12 protein-coding genes are annotated in these 14,695 nt (G+C 63.1%); 10 read left to right on the top strand and 2 right to left on the bottom strand.

The window, feature by feature from the left end; translation table 11 throughout:
* Nucleotides 1-12: 12 nt before the first annotated feature.
* Both ACXJKE_RS17925 and ACXJKE_RS17920 read right to left on the bottom strand, forming a co-directional pair.
* Entirely contained in the window at nucleotides 13-1,752 is a 1,740-nt protein-coding gene (locus ACXJKE_RS17925; protein WP_457281945.1) for a ShlB/FhaC/HecB family hemolysin secretion/activation protein, read from the bottom strand.
* Between the two features lie 650 nt (nucleotides 1,753-2,402).
* Nucleotides 2,403-3,518 carry a 5-methyltetrahydropteroyltriglutamate--homocysteine S-methyltransferase gene (locus ACXJKE_RS17920; protein ID WP_457281944.1) on the bottom strand — a complete coding sequence of 372 codons (1,116 nt, stop codon included), beginning with the start codon at nucleotides 3,516-3,518 and terminating at the stop codon, nucleotides 2,403-2,405.
* 144 nt (nucleotides 3,519-3,662) lie between these two features.
* On the opposite strand from ACXJKE_RS17920, the gene ACXJKE_RS17915 reads away from it, so the two are divergent.
* The 10 genes from ACXJKE_RS17915 to ACXJKE_RS17870 all read left to right on the top strand — a co-directional run bounded on the left by ACXJKE_RS17915 (nucleotide 3,663) and on the right by ACXJKE_RS17870 (nucleotide 14,695).
* Nucleotides 3,663-4,757, top strand: coding sequence for an aromatic ring-hydroxylating dioxygenase subunit alpha (locus ACXJKE_RS17915; RefSeq protein ID WP_457281943.1), 1,095 nt, complete (start codon nucleotides 3,663-3,665; stop codon nucleotides 4,755-4,757).
* Between the two features lie 107 nt (nucleotides 4,758-4,864).
* The gene (locus tag ACXJKE_RS17910) at nucleotides 4,865-5,569 is read left to right on the top strand and encodes a GntR family transcriptional regulator (RefSeq protein WP_457281942.1); all 705 of its coding nucleotides are present in this window, start codon (nucleotides 4,865-4,867) and stop codon (nucleotides 5,567-5,569) included.
* Between the two features lie 109 nt (nucleotides 5,570-5,678).
* On the top strand, nucleotides 5,679-6,665 hold the full coding sequence (locus tag ACXJKE_RS17905; RefSeq protein WP_457281941.1) for a PDR/VanB family oxidoreductase: 987 nt from the start codon (nucleotides 5,679-5,681) through the stop codon (nucleotides 6,663-6,665).
* Between the two features lie 256 nt (nucleotides 6,666-6,921).
* On the top strand, nucleotides 6,922-8,094 hold the full coding sequence (locus ACXJKE_RS17900; RefSeq protein WP_457281940.1) for an ABC transporter substrate-binding protein: 1,173 nt from the start codon (nucleotides 6,922-6,924) through the stop codon (nucleotides 8,092-8,094).
* Nucleotides 8,095-8,222: 128 nt separating this feature from the next.
* Nucleotides 8,223-9,095 (top strand): branched-chain amino acid ABC transporter permease, encoded by an 873-nt coding sequence (locus ACXJKE_RS17895; RefSeq protein ID WP_457281939.1) that lies wholly within the window; start codon nucleotides 8,223-8,225, stop codon nucleotides 9,093-9,095.
* Complete coding sequence (locus ACXJKE_RS17890) at nucleotides 9,096-10,064, top strand: branched-chain amino acid ABC transporter permease (RefSeq protein WP_457281938.1); 969 nt, start codon at nucleotides 9,096-9,098, stop codon at nucleotides 10,062-10,064.
* On the top strand, nucleotides 10,061-10,840 hold the full coding sequence (locus ACXJKE_RS17885; protein WP_457281937.1) for an ABC transporter ATP-binding protein: 780 nt from the start codon (nucleotides 10,061-10,063) through the stop codon (nucleotides 10,838-10,840). Before ACXJKE_RS17890 ends, ACXJKE_RS17885 begins: the two co-directional genes overlap by 4 nt.
* Nucleotides 10,833-11,549 carry an ABC transporter ATP-binding protein gene (locus ACXJKE_RS17880; protein ID WP_457281936.1) on the top strand — a complete coding sequence of 239 codons (717 nt, stop codon included), beginning with the start codon at nucleotides 10,833-10,835 and terminating at the stop codon, nucleotides 11,547-11,549. The genes ACXJKE_RS17885 and ACXJKE_RS17880 overlap by 8 nt, the downstream gene beginning before the upstream one ends.
* A gap of 241 nt (nucleotides 11,550-11,790) precedes the next feature.
* Nucleotides 11,791-14,121, top strand: a complete 2,331-nt coding sequence (locus ACXJKE_RS17875) for an NADP-dependent malic enzyme (RefSeq protein ID WP_457281935.1) — start codon at nucleotides 11,791-11,793, stop codon at nucleotides 14,119-14,121.
* A 178-nt stretch (nucleotides 14,122-14,299) separates the two neighbouring features.
* Nucleotides 14,300-14,695, top strand: coding sequence for a ribonuclease domain-containing protein (locus ACXJKE_RS17870; RefSeq protein WP_457282089.1), 396 nt, complete (start codon nucleotides 14,300-14,302; stop codon nucleotides 14,693-14,695).

Raw genomic sequence — 14,695 nt, 5'->3', positions numbered from 1 at the left:
GTTGGGGCCGGGCTAGAACCAGGCTTGGACCGACAGCCAGGCGCGCGGCGCACGGTCCGGGTCGCCGGTGGACGGCGGCGCCGTCGTCGTGCGCCATGCCAGGTAGGTCTTGACCAGGAATTTGCCAGGCTGGCCCAGCGTGGCGCCCACACCGACGGAACCGAGGCTCAGCGTATTGGCATTGCCCGGCACAGTGGGGCCGTTCTGGTTGAAGCGAATGCGCCCATGGTCATAGAAAGCCAGCAGAGTCAAAGGCTCACCCCAGACCGTTGGCGCGAGCTGGTAACGCGACTCCAGGTTCAACAGGAAACCGGCGTCGCCGACGCCTTCGCCCACCGGGTAGCCGCGCACGCCATTGGGCCCGCCCAGAACCATTTTTTCGGCCGAGCTGAGGTTTTTCGACGCCAGCTGGGCCTGTGCCGCGACGTGAAAGCTGTAAGCGGCATCAAAAAACTGGGAGCGCTGGAATTCCAGGTTCAGCTTGCTGAAACCGCCCGCTGTGCGCAGGCCGCCGAGGCCATCGTCAAGCGCCTGATCGGCCGCATTCAACGTGAGGCGGCCGAAGGTGGCGTTCACGGCATAGTTGTTCAGGCTGCTGCCGCCCGCCAGTTCGTCGATGAAGTTACCCGCCAGCCCCAGCCTGAGCGCGGCGATGTCGCGCTCGCTTTTGAGTGCGGGTGTGCGCGTTTCGTCAACGAGCTTTTTTTGCTCTGCACTGATGAGGCCGTACAAATTGTTGGCGCGCCCGCGCAGCAGGGGGTGGGACAGGTTGAGGCCGAGAATGTCGGCCCGGCCGCTGGCCCCCAGAGGCTCGAATTGCTTGCCCAGCGCGTAATCCAGGCGCACCGCGCTGACACCCACCCGCGTGCCATAAGCGCCGACCGGCACGGTGTAGCCGGCGCGGTACAGGGTCGAGCCAGCCTGGTCGCTTTGCTGGGTGCTCAAGGCCAGCACGTCACCGCGCCCCAGCAGGTTGTTGAGATTGGCACTTAAAGTGACACGCGCGGCACCAGCGGCGCGCGCGCCATGGTTGTCTACGCTGACCGAGCCGTCGGCGCGCGGCCCTTTGCCCTGCACGGTGATCAGGACATCCGCCAGGCCCAGGCGATCTCCAGGCTCAACCGTAGCGCCGGCGTCATATCCCGCCAGGTCGCGCAACAGCAACACGGGCTTGTCGAGTGCGTATTCGGTAACGGCGTCACCGGACCGCAGCTGGCTGCCCACCAGTTCTTCCGCGAACGCCTTTGAGATGCCGGCGCCGTCGACACGCACAGAGACGCGGCCGACCCGCGCTTCAATGATGGTGATGGCGACAGTCCCGCCCTCTGCGGGAAACGCCTGCTCGGGCAGGTACGCCTGCGTGAGCAGATAGCCGTTCTGCCGGTAAAGCGCGCTGATGGCATTGGCGGCATCTGTGAGGCCGGCCAGATCCGTGGGCCGGTGGAGCCGGCTCGACAGCAAAGCCGCAAGTGCTTCACTGGAGAAAACGCTGTTGCCGGAAAAGCTGAACGCCGCTGGCGTAATGCGCGCAGTTCCCGCCGCTGGCTCCGCAACCCGGGGCGGTGCCAGTTCGGGCAGTGGCCCGCTACGCAAGGGCAGCAACGGTAACGAACCTTGCGGCTCCAGCAGCGTTCCGGCATCGGGCCGCACGTCTGCCCGGACCTGCGCCAGCGCAGGGACGTCCAGGGCGATGCATACGCCCAGAACCCCCCAGGCGACAAGCCTGGATGCCAGAAAGACTGAACTGCTCAAGAAGCGACCCTTTCGGTGTACAAATGCAACAAAATGTTTTAGCGGTTGTAGCGCTTTGCTCTTACGCTGTCCAATATTTTTTGTTAAAACACTTCCTATTTTCGCTGTAAGTGTTTGTTTTTGCACAGTTATTTAAAGATCCTGGAAAAATAAGCCGGCACGCCGATGGCTCTTTGCCAAATGTAAGTAAATGTTCATTGCCCTATTCCCACGGACAGGCAGACAGAAGTGGTCGTCGTCCGCACGAAGGAGCACCGGTCAATAGGGATAAGAAGAGGAGGCAAAGAAGAGGGGCGGCACTCATGGGGTACGCGCCGGCCGGCAGCGCCCGTACTGGCGAGGGCTGCGCCAGAAGCCTGCGGGCGGCATGCCCAGGCCATGCTTGCTATCTTTTTGAGAGCTGCTTGCGCACGTCCAGTGGGAATGGTGAGCCGTTTGATGCCCAATCGTGGCACCGACCCGTTGGCCGGGGTTGCCCACGGGATCGCCGCCAACCGGGAGCCACCAAGCCACAGCGAAACTACCGACGCAGCAGAAGGCGCCGGTTAACGGCCCCCAAAAAAACAGGCTGGAGTCAGCCAGGCCCCCTCGCTAAAGATACGAGAAGGGGATACGAGAAGGGGAGGATGAGTGCCAGTCCCGGGGTCAGCTCAGGCTGTGCCCCACACCTCGCGTGCGGTTTCGACCACCAGGCGCAGCTTGTTGCGTTGCGCTTCCACGGCGATGTTGTTGCCGTGCACGGTGCTGCTGAAGCCGCACTGCGGTGACAGCGCGAGCTGCTCCAGCGGCGCGTATTTCGCAGCGTCTTCAATGCGGCGCTTCAGGTCGTCCTTGCTTTCCATTTCACCGAACTTGGTAGTGACCAGGCCCAGCACCACGGTCTTGCCCTTGGGCAGGTAGCGCAGGGGTTTGAAGTCGCCGCTGCGGCTGTCGTCGTACTCGAGGAAATAGGCGTCCAGGTCCATCTCCTTGAGCAGCGCCTCGGCCACCGGCTCGTAGTTGCCGGCCGCGGCGTGGGTGCTCTTGAAGTTGCCGCGGCACAAATGCATGGCCAGCGTCATGCCGGCGGGCTTTTGCGCGACCACCTTGTTGATGAATTTGGCGTAGCGGTGCGGCAGCTCGTTGGGATCGTCTCCGCGCTGGCGCGCCGCTTCACGCATTTTCTCGTCGCACAGGTAGGCCAGGTTGGTGTCGTCCATCTGCACATAGGTACAGCCGGCCGCGGCCAGGCTGCGCAGTTCGTCGCCATAGGCCTTGGCTACGTCGTCGTAAAAAGCCGGGTCGAGTTCGGGATAGGCCTCTTTGCTGATGCCGGCGCGGCCGCCGCGAAAGTGCAGCATCGTTGGCGAGGGAATGGTGACCTTGGGCGTGTTGCCCGCACTGACCTGGCTTTTGAGGTACTGGAAGTCGGCGAGCTGGATGTCCTTGACGTGGCGCACCTTGTCGATCACCCGCATCACCGGCGGCGCCAGTTCCATGCTGCCGTCGGGCCGCTGGATGGTGACCGGGATATCGGTCTTCACGCCGCCGATCTGCTCGAGGAAGTCGATGTGGAAGTAGGTGCGGCGGAATTCGCCGTCAGTGATGCTTTTGAGGCCCACGTCTTCCTGGAACTTCACGATTTCGGTGATGGCCTGGTCTTCGACCTTGCGCAGTTGTTCGGGCGTGATCTGGCCCTTGGCCTTTTGCTCGCGGGCTTCCAGCAGGTACTGCGGGCGCAGAAAGCTGCCGACATGGTCATAACGGGCGGGTAGCTTGGCGGTCATGGGAAAGTCTCCATCGGTTGCAGGCACAAACCCCCATGGTATTCCAGCAAAATCACCCCTTATTGAATACAGAAATTCCGTATTTACCCTGAATTTCCCTATTTTTCTTGGCTTTATGGCAATTTATGTATACATTGCGTATCCATGAATGCCCAGAAATCGACTTTCCCCCTGAACGCCTGGTATGCCGCCGCTTATGACGTGGAGGTGGGCCGCACGCTGCTGGCGCGCACGATTTGCAAACAGAAGGTGGTGATGTTCCGCCGCACCGACGGCCAGGTCGCCGTACTGGAAGACGCCTGCTGGCACCGGCTGCTGCCGCTGTCCATGGGCACGCTGAACGGCGACGAGGTGACCTGCGGTTACCACGGCCTGGTCTATAACGCCCAGGGCCGCTGCACCCACATGCCCAGCCAGGAAACGCTGAACCCTTCGGCCTGCGTGCGTGCCTTCCCGGTACTGGAAAAGCATCGCTTTGTCTGGATCTGGCCCGGCGACCCGGCCAAGGCCGACCCGGCGCTGGTGCCCGACATGCACTGGAACGACGACGCAGACTGGGCCGGCGACGGCAAGCTGATCACGGTGAAGTGCGACTACCGCCTGGTCGTCGACAACCTGATGGACCTGACCCACGAAACCTTTGTGCACGGCTCCAGCATCGGCCAGCGCGCCGTGGCCGAGGCGCCCTTTGTCGCCACGCATGGCGACCGTACGGCCACCGTCACGCGCTGGATGGAAAACATCGACGCACCGCCGTTCTGGGCCGGGCAGATTGAGCACGCGCGCGGCTACAGGGGCAAGGTGGACCGCTGGCAAATCATCAAATTCGAAGCGCCCTGCACTGTGAACATCGACGTCGGCGTGGCCGAAGCCGGATCGGGTGCGCCACCCAAAGACGGCCAGCCGGGCGACCGCAGCAAGGGCGTCAATGGTTTTGTGCTGAATACGGTGACGCCGGAAACAGACGGCAGCTGCCACTACTTCTGGGCTTTCGCACGCAATTACTGCCTGGGTGAACAGCGCCTGACGCACCAGCTGCGCGAGGGCGTGGCCGGCATCTTCCGCGAGGACGAACATGTGCTGGAGGCCCAGCAAATCGCCATCGACGAACACCCGGACCACCAGTTCTACAACCTCAACATCGATGCCGGCTCGATGTGGGCCCGGCGCCTGATAGACGGACTGATCGCGAAAGAAAAACCACCGGCGCCTGTCATCACTATCCGGCTGGCGGCCTGAGGCGGGGATCATTTTTTATGCGAACCACAATCAATGCTATCAATTCAGTAGCTTCCAGCGCAGATTCCGAAAGGGCTACAGGCCAAAATAGCCTTGAAAGCGCGCAGGTGCGGGCGCAGCTTCAGCTTCGCGAGATGATCCTGGCCGGCGAGTTGCCCGGCGGAGCACGCATTGCCGAGCTGTCCATCGTTGAAAAACTCGGCTTCTCACGCACACCCATCCGCGCGGCATTGATGCGGCTGGAGCAGGAAGGCCTGCTGGAGTCGCTGCCCAACGGCGGCTACGCCGTGCGCACGTTTTCCGAACGCGATGTGTCCGAAGCGATCGAACTGCGCGGCACCATTGAAGGGCTGTCGGCGCGGCTGGCCGCCGAGCGCGGCGCACCCACCGTGGTGCTGAACGAAGCCCGCGAATGCCTGGGCAAGATCGATGCGGTGCTCAGCCAGCCTGCGCTGGACGATGAGGCTTTCTCTTCCTACGTCGCGCTGAACGAGCGGTTTCATGAACTGCTGGGTGAAATGGCCGGTAGCAGCGTCATTGCCAAGGAGCTCGAACGCGTGTTCAGCCTGCCGTTTGCGTCGCCTTCGGGTTTTGTGGTGGTGCAGGCCAATTCCCCGGGCGCTCGCGACATGCTGGTCGTGGCGCAGGACCAGCACCGACAGGTGCTCGACGCCATTGAGCAGCGCGAGGGCTCGCGCGCCGAAGCGATCATGCGCGAGCACTCACGCCTGGCCCAGCGCAACCTGCGCGCTGCCGTGGCCAGCCACAACCTGGACCAGATGCCCGGCGTGCGGCTCATACGGAAGAAATGACGTCCCCCCAAAGCGGCCTGCGGCCGCCTCCCCCCAAGGGGCGCCACCAGTGGCCCGGCAAAGCCGGTTCCACGGCGGCCCTCGAATTTAAGAGATCACGGAAAACTGAATGAAAGCCACCTCCAGCTGGACCGATGCGGTCATTGAATCTTTTGACGAACTCACGCCCACCGTGCGCGAGTTCCGCATCCGGCCCATGGGTGACGCAGCCACCGTGCAGCGCCACGAACCTGGCAGCCACCTGCAGGTACAGCTGCTGGTGGACGGCAAGCCGCAGCTTCGTTCTTACTCACTGGTCAGCGAGACCGATGGCCAAACGTATCGCATCGCGGTGAAGCGGCTGGACGACGGCCGCGGCGGTTCGCGCGCGATGTGGCAGCTGGCCGCTGGCGACCGGTTGCAGGTGAGCGGGCCGCGCAACCATTTCCCGCTGGACTTCAATGCCCCGGCTTACCTGCTGGTGGCCGGCGGCATAGGCATCACGCCGCTGGTGGGCATGGCCCAGGCGCTGGCCGACCGCTGTGCGCAGTCGGGCCGGCCGCTGCGCATGCTGTATGGCGTGCGCAGTGAATCTGAACTGGCTTACGGCGAAATGCTGCGGGCTTGCCTGGGCGAGCGGCTGCAGGCGGCCGTCGACGCGCGCATCGATTTCGCCGGCGAGATCGCAGCGCTACCGGCCGGCGCGCAAATGTATGTCTGCGGCCCGGTGCCCATGCTGGACGCGGCGCGCCATGCCTGGGAAGCCTCGGGCCGGCCAGCGACTGACCTGCGTTACGAGACCTTTGGCAACAGCGGGCGGTATGCGCCGCAGGCTTTCCGGGTGCTGATTCCGCGCCACGCGCTGGACATCACCGTGCCGGCCGGTTGCAGCCTGCTGGACGCGCTGGAGCAGGCGGGCGTGGAAGCGGTGTCCGACTGCAAGCGCGGCGAATGCGGCCTGTGCACACTGGACGTGCTGGCGGTCGACGGCGAGATCGACCACCGCGACGTCTTTCTGAGCGAGCACGAGAAACAACAAAACACGCGCTTGTGCGCCTGTGTCTCGCGCGTGGTCGGTTCGGTGACGCTGGATTCTTCCTACCGGCCCGACGCGTGAGGGGACAACTTGTGTGCGATCACCGGGTCATGCGCGCGATGATCGCGCAACCGACCGCGAACCAACAGCAACCCCGTGAGCGGCAACCCACACAATGAAGCCATGGAGGGCATGGCCGATGTGTTCACATATCGAACATTTGTGCTGATACCGCACTCATACTAGACTCGCACCGTTTTACGGCCGGATGCCGGCGACCTGAACTCCGCCGCGTTTAACGCAGCAGCAAGAACTGAAAACCACCCAGGAGACAAGCATGAAAAAACGTACCTTCCTCACCGCCGCCGCGCTGTCGGCCGCGGCACTTGCCGCCGCCCCGGCACTGGCCCAGGACAACACCTTCAAGATCGGCCTGATCCTGCCGATGACGGGCCAGCAGGCCACCACCGGCCGGCAGATCGAGGCGGCCGTGCGCCTTTACATGGCGCAGAACGGCGACAGCGTGGCGGGCAAGAAAATCCAGCTGATCGTGAAGGACGACACCTCACTGCCGGACACCACACGGCGCCTGGCGCAAGAGCTGGTGGTCAACGACAAGGTCAACGTGCTGGCAGGCTTCGGCATCACGCCCTCGGCCCTGGCCACCGCGCCCATTGCGACGCAATCCAAGACGCCCATGGTGGTGATGGCGGCGGCAACATCCAGCATCACGCAGGCTTCCCCCTACATCGTGCGCAGCAGCTTCACGCTGCCGCAGGTTTCGGTCGCCCTGGCCGACTGGGCGCCCAAGAACGGCATCAAGACGGTGGTCACGCTGGTGTCCGACTACGGCCCCGGCATCGACGCGGAGAAATTCTTCAAGGACCGCCTGACCTTTAATGGCGGCCAGGTGACCGACGCGCTGCGCGTGCCGCTGCGCAATCCCGACTTCGCGCCCTTCCTGCAAAAAGTGCGGGACAACAAGCCCGATGCGCTCTTCGTCTTCGTGCCTTCGGGCGCAGGCGCCGCGGTGATGAAGCAGTTTCTTGAGCGCGGCCTGGACAAGGCCGGCATTCGGCTGATCGCCACCGGCGATGTGACGGACGACGACCAGCTCAACGACATGGGTGACGGCGCGATTGGCGTCGTTACTTCGCACCACTACTCGGCGGCGCACCCCTCGGCGATGAACAAAAAATTCGTGGAAGCGTTTGCCAAAGCCAACAAGGGCCTGCGCCCCAACTTCATGGCGGTGGGTGGCTATGACGGCATGCGGGTAATTTACGAGGCGCTCAAAACCAGCAAGGGCCAGGGTGGCGGCGACGCGCTGCTCGAAGCCATGAAGGGCCAGCTGTTTGAAAGCCCGCGCGGCAAGATTTTCATCGACGCACAGACGCGCGACATCGTGCAGGATGTCTATCTGCGCAAGGTCGAGAAGAAGGACGGGCAACTCTACAACGTGGAGTTTGATGTGATCAAGGACGTCAAGGATCCCGGGAAGAACAAGTAACCCCCCGAAGCGCCGCTTCGCGTCGCCTCCCCCCTGCTGGGGGCAACACCAGCGGCCCGGCGAAGCCGGTTCCGCGGTATTCCTGGCACGGACCTCTCTCAAGCAAACACTGATCCTCTGGCCAAAGCATGCTGACCCTTCTTTTTGACGGAATCGCCTACGGCATGCTGCTGTTCATCCTGGCGGTGGGCCTGGCGGTGACCATGGGCCTGATGAATTTCATCAACCTCGCGCATGGCGCTTTCGCGATGGCCGGCGGCTACATCACCGTGTTGCTGATGCAGCACTTCGGCGTGCCTTTTTTGCTGTGCCTGCCGCTGGCCTTCGCCGGCTCAGCGCTGCTGGGCGCTGTGCTGGAGCGCACGCTGTACCGGCCGCTGTACAACAAGCCGCACCTGGACCAGGTGCTGTTTTCGATCGGCCTGGTGTTCATGGCGGTGGCCAGCGTGGACTACTTCGTCGGCTCGACGCAGCAGATCGTGCAGCTGCCCCAATGGCTCAAGGGCCGCACCGAGATCGGCAGCGGCGCCTGGATGCTGGGCATGGGCCACTACCGGCTGTTCATCATTGCGGTGTGCGCCGCGCTCACGCTGGGCCTGCAATACGTGCTGACTCGCACGCGCTTCGGCAGCCGCTTGCGTGCCTCGGTGGACGACCAGCGCGTGGCGGCCGGCCTGGGCATCAACGTCAACATCGTGTTCCTTTCGACCTTCGCCGTCGGCTCGGGACTGGCCGGCCTGGGCGGCGCGCTGGGCGCCGAAGTGCTGGGGCTGGATCCGAGCTTTCCGCTCAAGTTCATGATTTACTTCCTGATCGTGGTGGCCGTGGGCGGCACCACGTCGATCACCGGGCCGCTGCTGGCCGCGCTGCTGCTGGGCATTGCCGACGTGGCGGGCAAGTACTACATCCCCAAGCTGGGGGCCTTCATCGTTTACAGCCTGATGATCGTGATTTTGATCTGGCGGCCGCAGGGCCTCTTTGTGCGCAAGGGCGGCAGATAAATGAACACTCAAACGTCCCTGCTTAAAAACAGCCGCTGGAAGCTCTGGGAACCGGTGCTCTGGCTCGCCGCCTTCGCCGCGCCAGTGCTGATGCCCAGCCACGCGTCCATCATCAATGAGATCGCCATCGTCGCGCTGTTCGCGGTGTCGCTGGATCTGGTGCTGGGTTACACCGGCATCGTCTCGCTGGGCCATGCAGCCTTCTTCGGCATAGGCGGCTATGCGGCGGCGCTGTTCGCCAAGCTGGTCATGCCGGACCCGCTGGTGGGCCTGGCGGTGGGCATCGCCACCGCCACACTGCTGGGTGCTGTGTGTTCACTCACCATCCAGCGCGGCAGCGACCTGACACGGCTCATGGTGACACTGGGGGTGGCGCTGATCCTGCTGGAGCTGGCCAACAAGCTTGACTGGCTGACCGGCGGCGCCGACGGCCTGCAAGGCGTGGTGATGGGCCCGCTGCTGGGCCGCTTCGAGTTTGACCTGTCGGGCCGCACCGCCGCCTATTACTCGCTGGCCGTGCTGCTCATTTTGTTTGTGCTGATGCGTCGCCTCGTGCATTCGCCGCTGGGCGCGACACTCAAGGCGATACGCGACAACCGCCTGCGCGCCATGGCCATCGGCATTCCGGTCGCTTCGCGGCTGACCGTGGTCTACACGGTGGCGGCCGGCGTCGCGGGCGCCGCGGGAGCGTTGATGACGCAAACCACCGGCTTTGCCTCGCTGGATTTGTTTGAGTTTCATCGTTCGGCCGATGTGCTGCTGATCCTGGTGGTCGGCGGCGCTGGCTGGCTGTATGGCGGCGTAGCCGGGGCCATCGTGTTCAAGCTGATGCAGGACGCGCTGTCGTCCATCACGCCGCAGTACTGGACCTTCTGGATAGGCCTCTTCCTGGTGGTGCTGGTGCTGGTGGGGCGCGAGCGCCTGGTCCGGCCCTGGGCATGGTTGCCTAAGCGCGGAGGCCACCCATGAGCGCGGCGCCGCACAGCGACGCGGTGCTGTCCGCGCAAGGGCTGGTGATGCGCTTCGGTGGCATTGCCGCCACCAACAACGTGAGCCTGAACCTGCGTCGCGGCGCGCGCCATGCGCTGATAGGGCCGAACGGTGCGGGCAAGACCACGCTGGTCAACCTGCTGACGGGCGTTCTGCAGCCGACCGAGGGCCGCATCCTCCTCGACGGCGAAGATATCACGCGGCTGGCGCCGCACCAGCGCGTCAAGCGCGGGATGGTGCGTACCTTCCAGATCAACCAGCTCTTCGATTCGCTCACGCCGCTGGAAACGCTGGCACTGACCGTATCGCAACAAGCGGGGCTCGGCGCGAAATGGTGGCAGGCGCTGGGGCGCAACCGGCGCGTGGCCGAGCGCTGCGAACAGTTGCTGGAGCAGTTTCACCTGACCGGAGTGATGGATCAACCGACACGCATGCTGGCCTACGGAAAGCGCCGCTTGCTGGAAATCGCCGTGGCGCTGGCCTGCGAGCCGCGTGTGCTGCTGCTCGACGAACCCGTGGCGGGTGTGCCGGCCGGCGAGCGCGAAGAACTGCTGCAGACCGTGGCCGCACTGCCCGCTGACGTGTCGGTACTGCTGATCGAGCACGACATGGACCTGGTGTTCAGCTTCGCCACCACCATGACGGTACTGGTCAACGGCACGCTGCTGACCGAGGGCACGCCTGAGGAAATCGCGGCCGACCCTCAGGTCAAGGCGGTCTATCTGGGCCATGGCGAAGAGGTGGCTCATGGCTGAACTGCTCAAGGTCGACAAACTGCGCGCCGGCTACGGTGAGGCAGTGGTGCTGCACGAGGTGTCGTTCGCACTGGGCGAGGGACAGACGCTCGCGCTGCTGGGCCGTAACGGCACCGGCAAAACCACGCTGATCAACACACTGGCAGGCGCGACGCGGCAGCACGGCGGCGCCATCTCGTTCGGGGCGGGCACATCCATGGTCGCGTTGCACCATTTGCCCTCGCACGAACGCGCGGCGGCCGGCATAGGCTGGGTGCCGCAGGAGCGCAATATCTTCAAGTCGCTGACGGTGCACGAGAACCTGACGGCGGTGGCGCGTCCGGGCAAATGGAACCCCGAAGGCGTGTACGCCATGTTCCCGCGCCTGGCCGAGCGAAAGGGCAACCTGGGCACGCAGCTGTCGGGCGGCGAGCAGCAGATGCTGGCTGTGGGCCGGGCGCTGGTACTCAACCCGAAGCTGCTGCTGCTCGACGAACCGCTGGAGGGCCTTGCGCCCATCATCGTGGAGGAGCTGCTGCGCGCCATACGCCGCATCACGCGCGAAGAGGGCCTGAGCGCCATCATCGTGGAGCAGCACCCGCAAGCCATTCTGGCGATTTCCGACAGCGCCGTGGTGCTGGACCGCGGCATGGTAGTCCACACCGGAACGGCCCAGGCGTTGCGCGAGCAGCCCGAGCGCCTGGACCATTTGCTGGGTGTTGCGCGCTGAGCGGCGCAGGCCCGCCAACCTGGCTTTTTTTATTTCGCGCTTAAAGCGCTCAAAAAACGGCTACGCGCCGCCATCGTGAATGAGCTCCGCGGCAAAGCGGCTTTCTGTGCTGAAAAGTCAAAAGCAATACACCTTTTTGCGTAGATTCACTTACTAGGGTTTTCCCCTCCGACGGCCTACAATCGCAGACCTTACAAGAAATTGACGGTCGACCCGACCGTTTCCGCTGGAGACCTTGCTGATGCCGACACCCCCCACCGCGACGCCCAATAGCACTGAAGCCAATCGCGAAGAAAAACGCGCCGAATTGCGCCTCGCCGCACTTGAATACCACGAGTTTCCGACCCCGGGCAAGATCGCCATCGCAGCGACCAAACAGCTGACCAACCAGCGCGACCTGGCCCTGGCTTATTCGCCAGGCGTCGCCGCACCTTGCGAAGAAATTGTCAAGGACCCGAATAACGCCTTCAAGTACACCAGCCGCGGCAACCTTGTGGCTGTCGTGACCAACGGCACCGCCGTGCTGGGCCTGGGCGACATCGGCCCTTTGGCCTCCAAGCCGGTCATGGAAGGCAAGGGCGTGCTGTTCAAGAAGTTCGCCGGCGTGGATGTGTTCGACATTGAGATCGACGAAAAAGACCCGGCCAAGCTGGTCGACATCATTGCTTCGCTGGAGCCGACCTTCGGCGCCATCAACCTTGAAGACATCAAGGCGCCCGACTGTTTTTATATCGAGCGTGAGCTGCGCAAGCGCATGAAGATCCCGGTCTTCCATGATGACCAGCACGGTACCGCCATCACCGTAGGTGCGGCCGTCCTGAATGCGCTCAAGGTTGTCGGCAAAGGTCCGGGGCAAGTCAAGCTCGTGACGTCCGGCGCGGGCGCGGCCGCCCTGGCTTGCCTGAACCTGTTGCTCAAGCTGGGCATCCAGCGCGAAAACGTGTTCGTGACCGATCTGGCCGGCGTGGTCTATGAAGGCCGCACCGAGCTGATGGACGAAGACAAGATCCAGTTCGCGCAGAAGACCGATGCACGCACGCTTGCCGACGTCATCGCTGGCGCGGACATCTTCCTGGGCCTTTCCGCCGGTGGCGTGCTCAAGAAAGACATGGTCGCCAAAATGGCCGCCAAGCCCATCATCCTGGCGCTGGCCAATCCCAATCCCGAGATCACGCCGGAGGACGTCCGGACCGTGCGCGACGACGCCATCATGGCGACCGGCCGCACCGACTACCCGAATCAGGTCAACAACGTCCTGTGCTTTCCCTACATCTTCCGCGGCGCACTGGATGCCGGGGCCTCCACCATCACCATCGAGATGGAAATCGCGGCTGTACACGCCATAGCCGAGCTGGCGCAGGCCGAGCAAAGTGAAGTCGTGGCAGCCGCCTACGTGGGTGAAAAGCTGGCGTTCGGGCCCGAATACCTGATTCCCAAGCCTTTCGATCCGCGCCTCATGATGAAGATCGCGCCCGCCGTCGCGCAGGCGGCGGCCGACAGCGGGGTGGCCCTGCGGCCCATTCAGGACATGAACGCTTACCGCGAGCGGCTGCAAAGCTTTGTCTACGCCTCGGGCACGGTGATGAAACCGATTTTCGCGGCCGCCAAGGCCGCCAGCCGCAAGCGTGTGGCCTATGCCGAGGGTGAGGAAGAACGCGTGCTGCGTGCCTGCCAGATCGTGGTGGATGAAGGACTCGCACGCCCGACACTGATCGGCCGGCCCGCCATCATTGCCCAACGCATCGAAAAATTCGGCCTGCGCCTTAAGGAGGAGCTCGACTACGACGTCGTCAATGTCGAGCAGGATCATCGCTACCGCGACTTCTGGCAAACCTATCACCGCCTCATGGAACGCCGTGGTGTGACGGTGCAGATCGCCAAAATCGAAATGCGCCGCCGCCTCACATTGATCGCCGGCATGTTGCTGCACAAAGGCGACGTGGACGGGCTGATTTGCGGCACCTGGGGCACGACGGCCCATCATCTGGACTATCTGGATCAGGTCATCGGCAAGCGCGAAGGCGTCAACACCTATGCCTGCATGAACGGCTTGTTGCTTCCGGGGCGCCAGGTGTTCCTGCTCGATACGCACGTCAACTGCGATCCGACTGCGGAACAGCTCGCGGAGATCACCACCATGGCGGCCGAGGAAATGATGCGCTTTGGCATCAAGCCCAAGGCGGCTCTGCTGTCGCATTCGAATTTTGGCTCTTCCAACCTGCCCAGCGCCCTGAAAATGCGCCGCACGCTGGAGTTGCTGCGCGAGAAAGCGCCATGGCTTGAGGTTGATGGGGAGATGCATGGCGACATGGCATTGGACGCCGATGCGCGCGCCCTCATCATGCCGAACAGCACCCTGACGGGTGAGGCCAACCTCCTGGTACTGCCCAATATTGATGCAGCGAACATTTCCTACAACCTGCTGAAAACAGCGGCGGGTGGCAATATCGCCATCGGCCCGGTTTTGCTAGGAGCAAACAAGCCCATGCACATCCTGACCGCTACGGCAACGGTGCGCCGTATTGTCAACATGACCGCACTGACGGTAGCGGATGCCAATGCGAGTCGATGAGCCAAAATTAGATAGCCAGCACTAACTTAGTGCATCAATGACCCCTCTCTTTACTGCCTAAATTTTCAGCATCCACTTGCGTTTTTTAGCCACATGCGGCAAACTACCTCTCTTGAAATTTAAGGGTTAACCCGAAAAATCGGTGGGTAACTCTGGATTCGAGAAAAAGGTTTTTTTCATGTTGCGCAATGGGTGGGCGGCCAAAACGGCCATGTTGCTGGTTTTGGCAACCGGTCTGGCCGGGTCAATCCCCAGCATGGTGCAGGCAAAGGGCCCGGTTCCGATCGGGACCATAGCGACCGTCCAATTGCCCCCCCAGGGACGCGACATGATGGTGCTGATCTACCAGGGCGGGCCTTTCAAGCATGAAAAGGACGGCGTGGTGTTTGGGAACCGGGAACGACTTCTACCGGCTCAAAGTCGCGGTTACTACCGCGAATACACCGTCAGAACGCCCGGTGAGCGCAGCCGGGGAGCCCGGCGCATCGTTTGTGGTGGCTTGAAACCTGTCGCACCTGATGCCTGTTATTACACCGACGATCACTATGCGAGTTTTCGCAAAATCGTTCAATAA

This window comes from Polaromonas sp. P5_D5, from assembly GCF_054049435.1.
The sequence above is the reverse complement of the archived record's forward strand: the minus strand, read 5'-3'. Positions and strand labels throughout refer to the sequence as shown.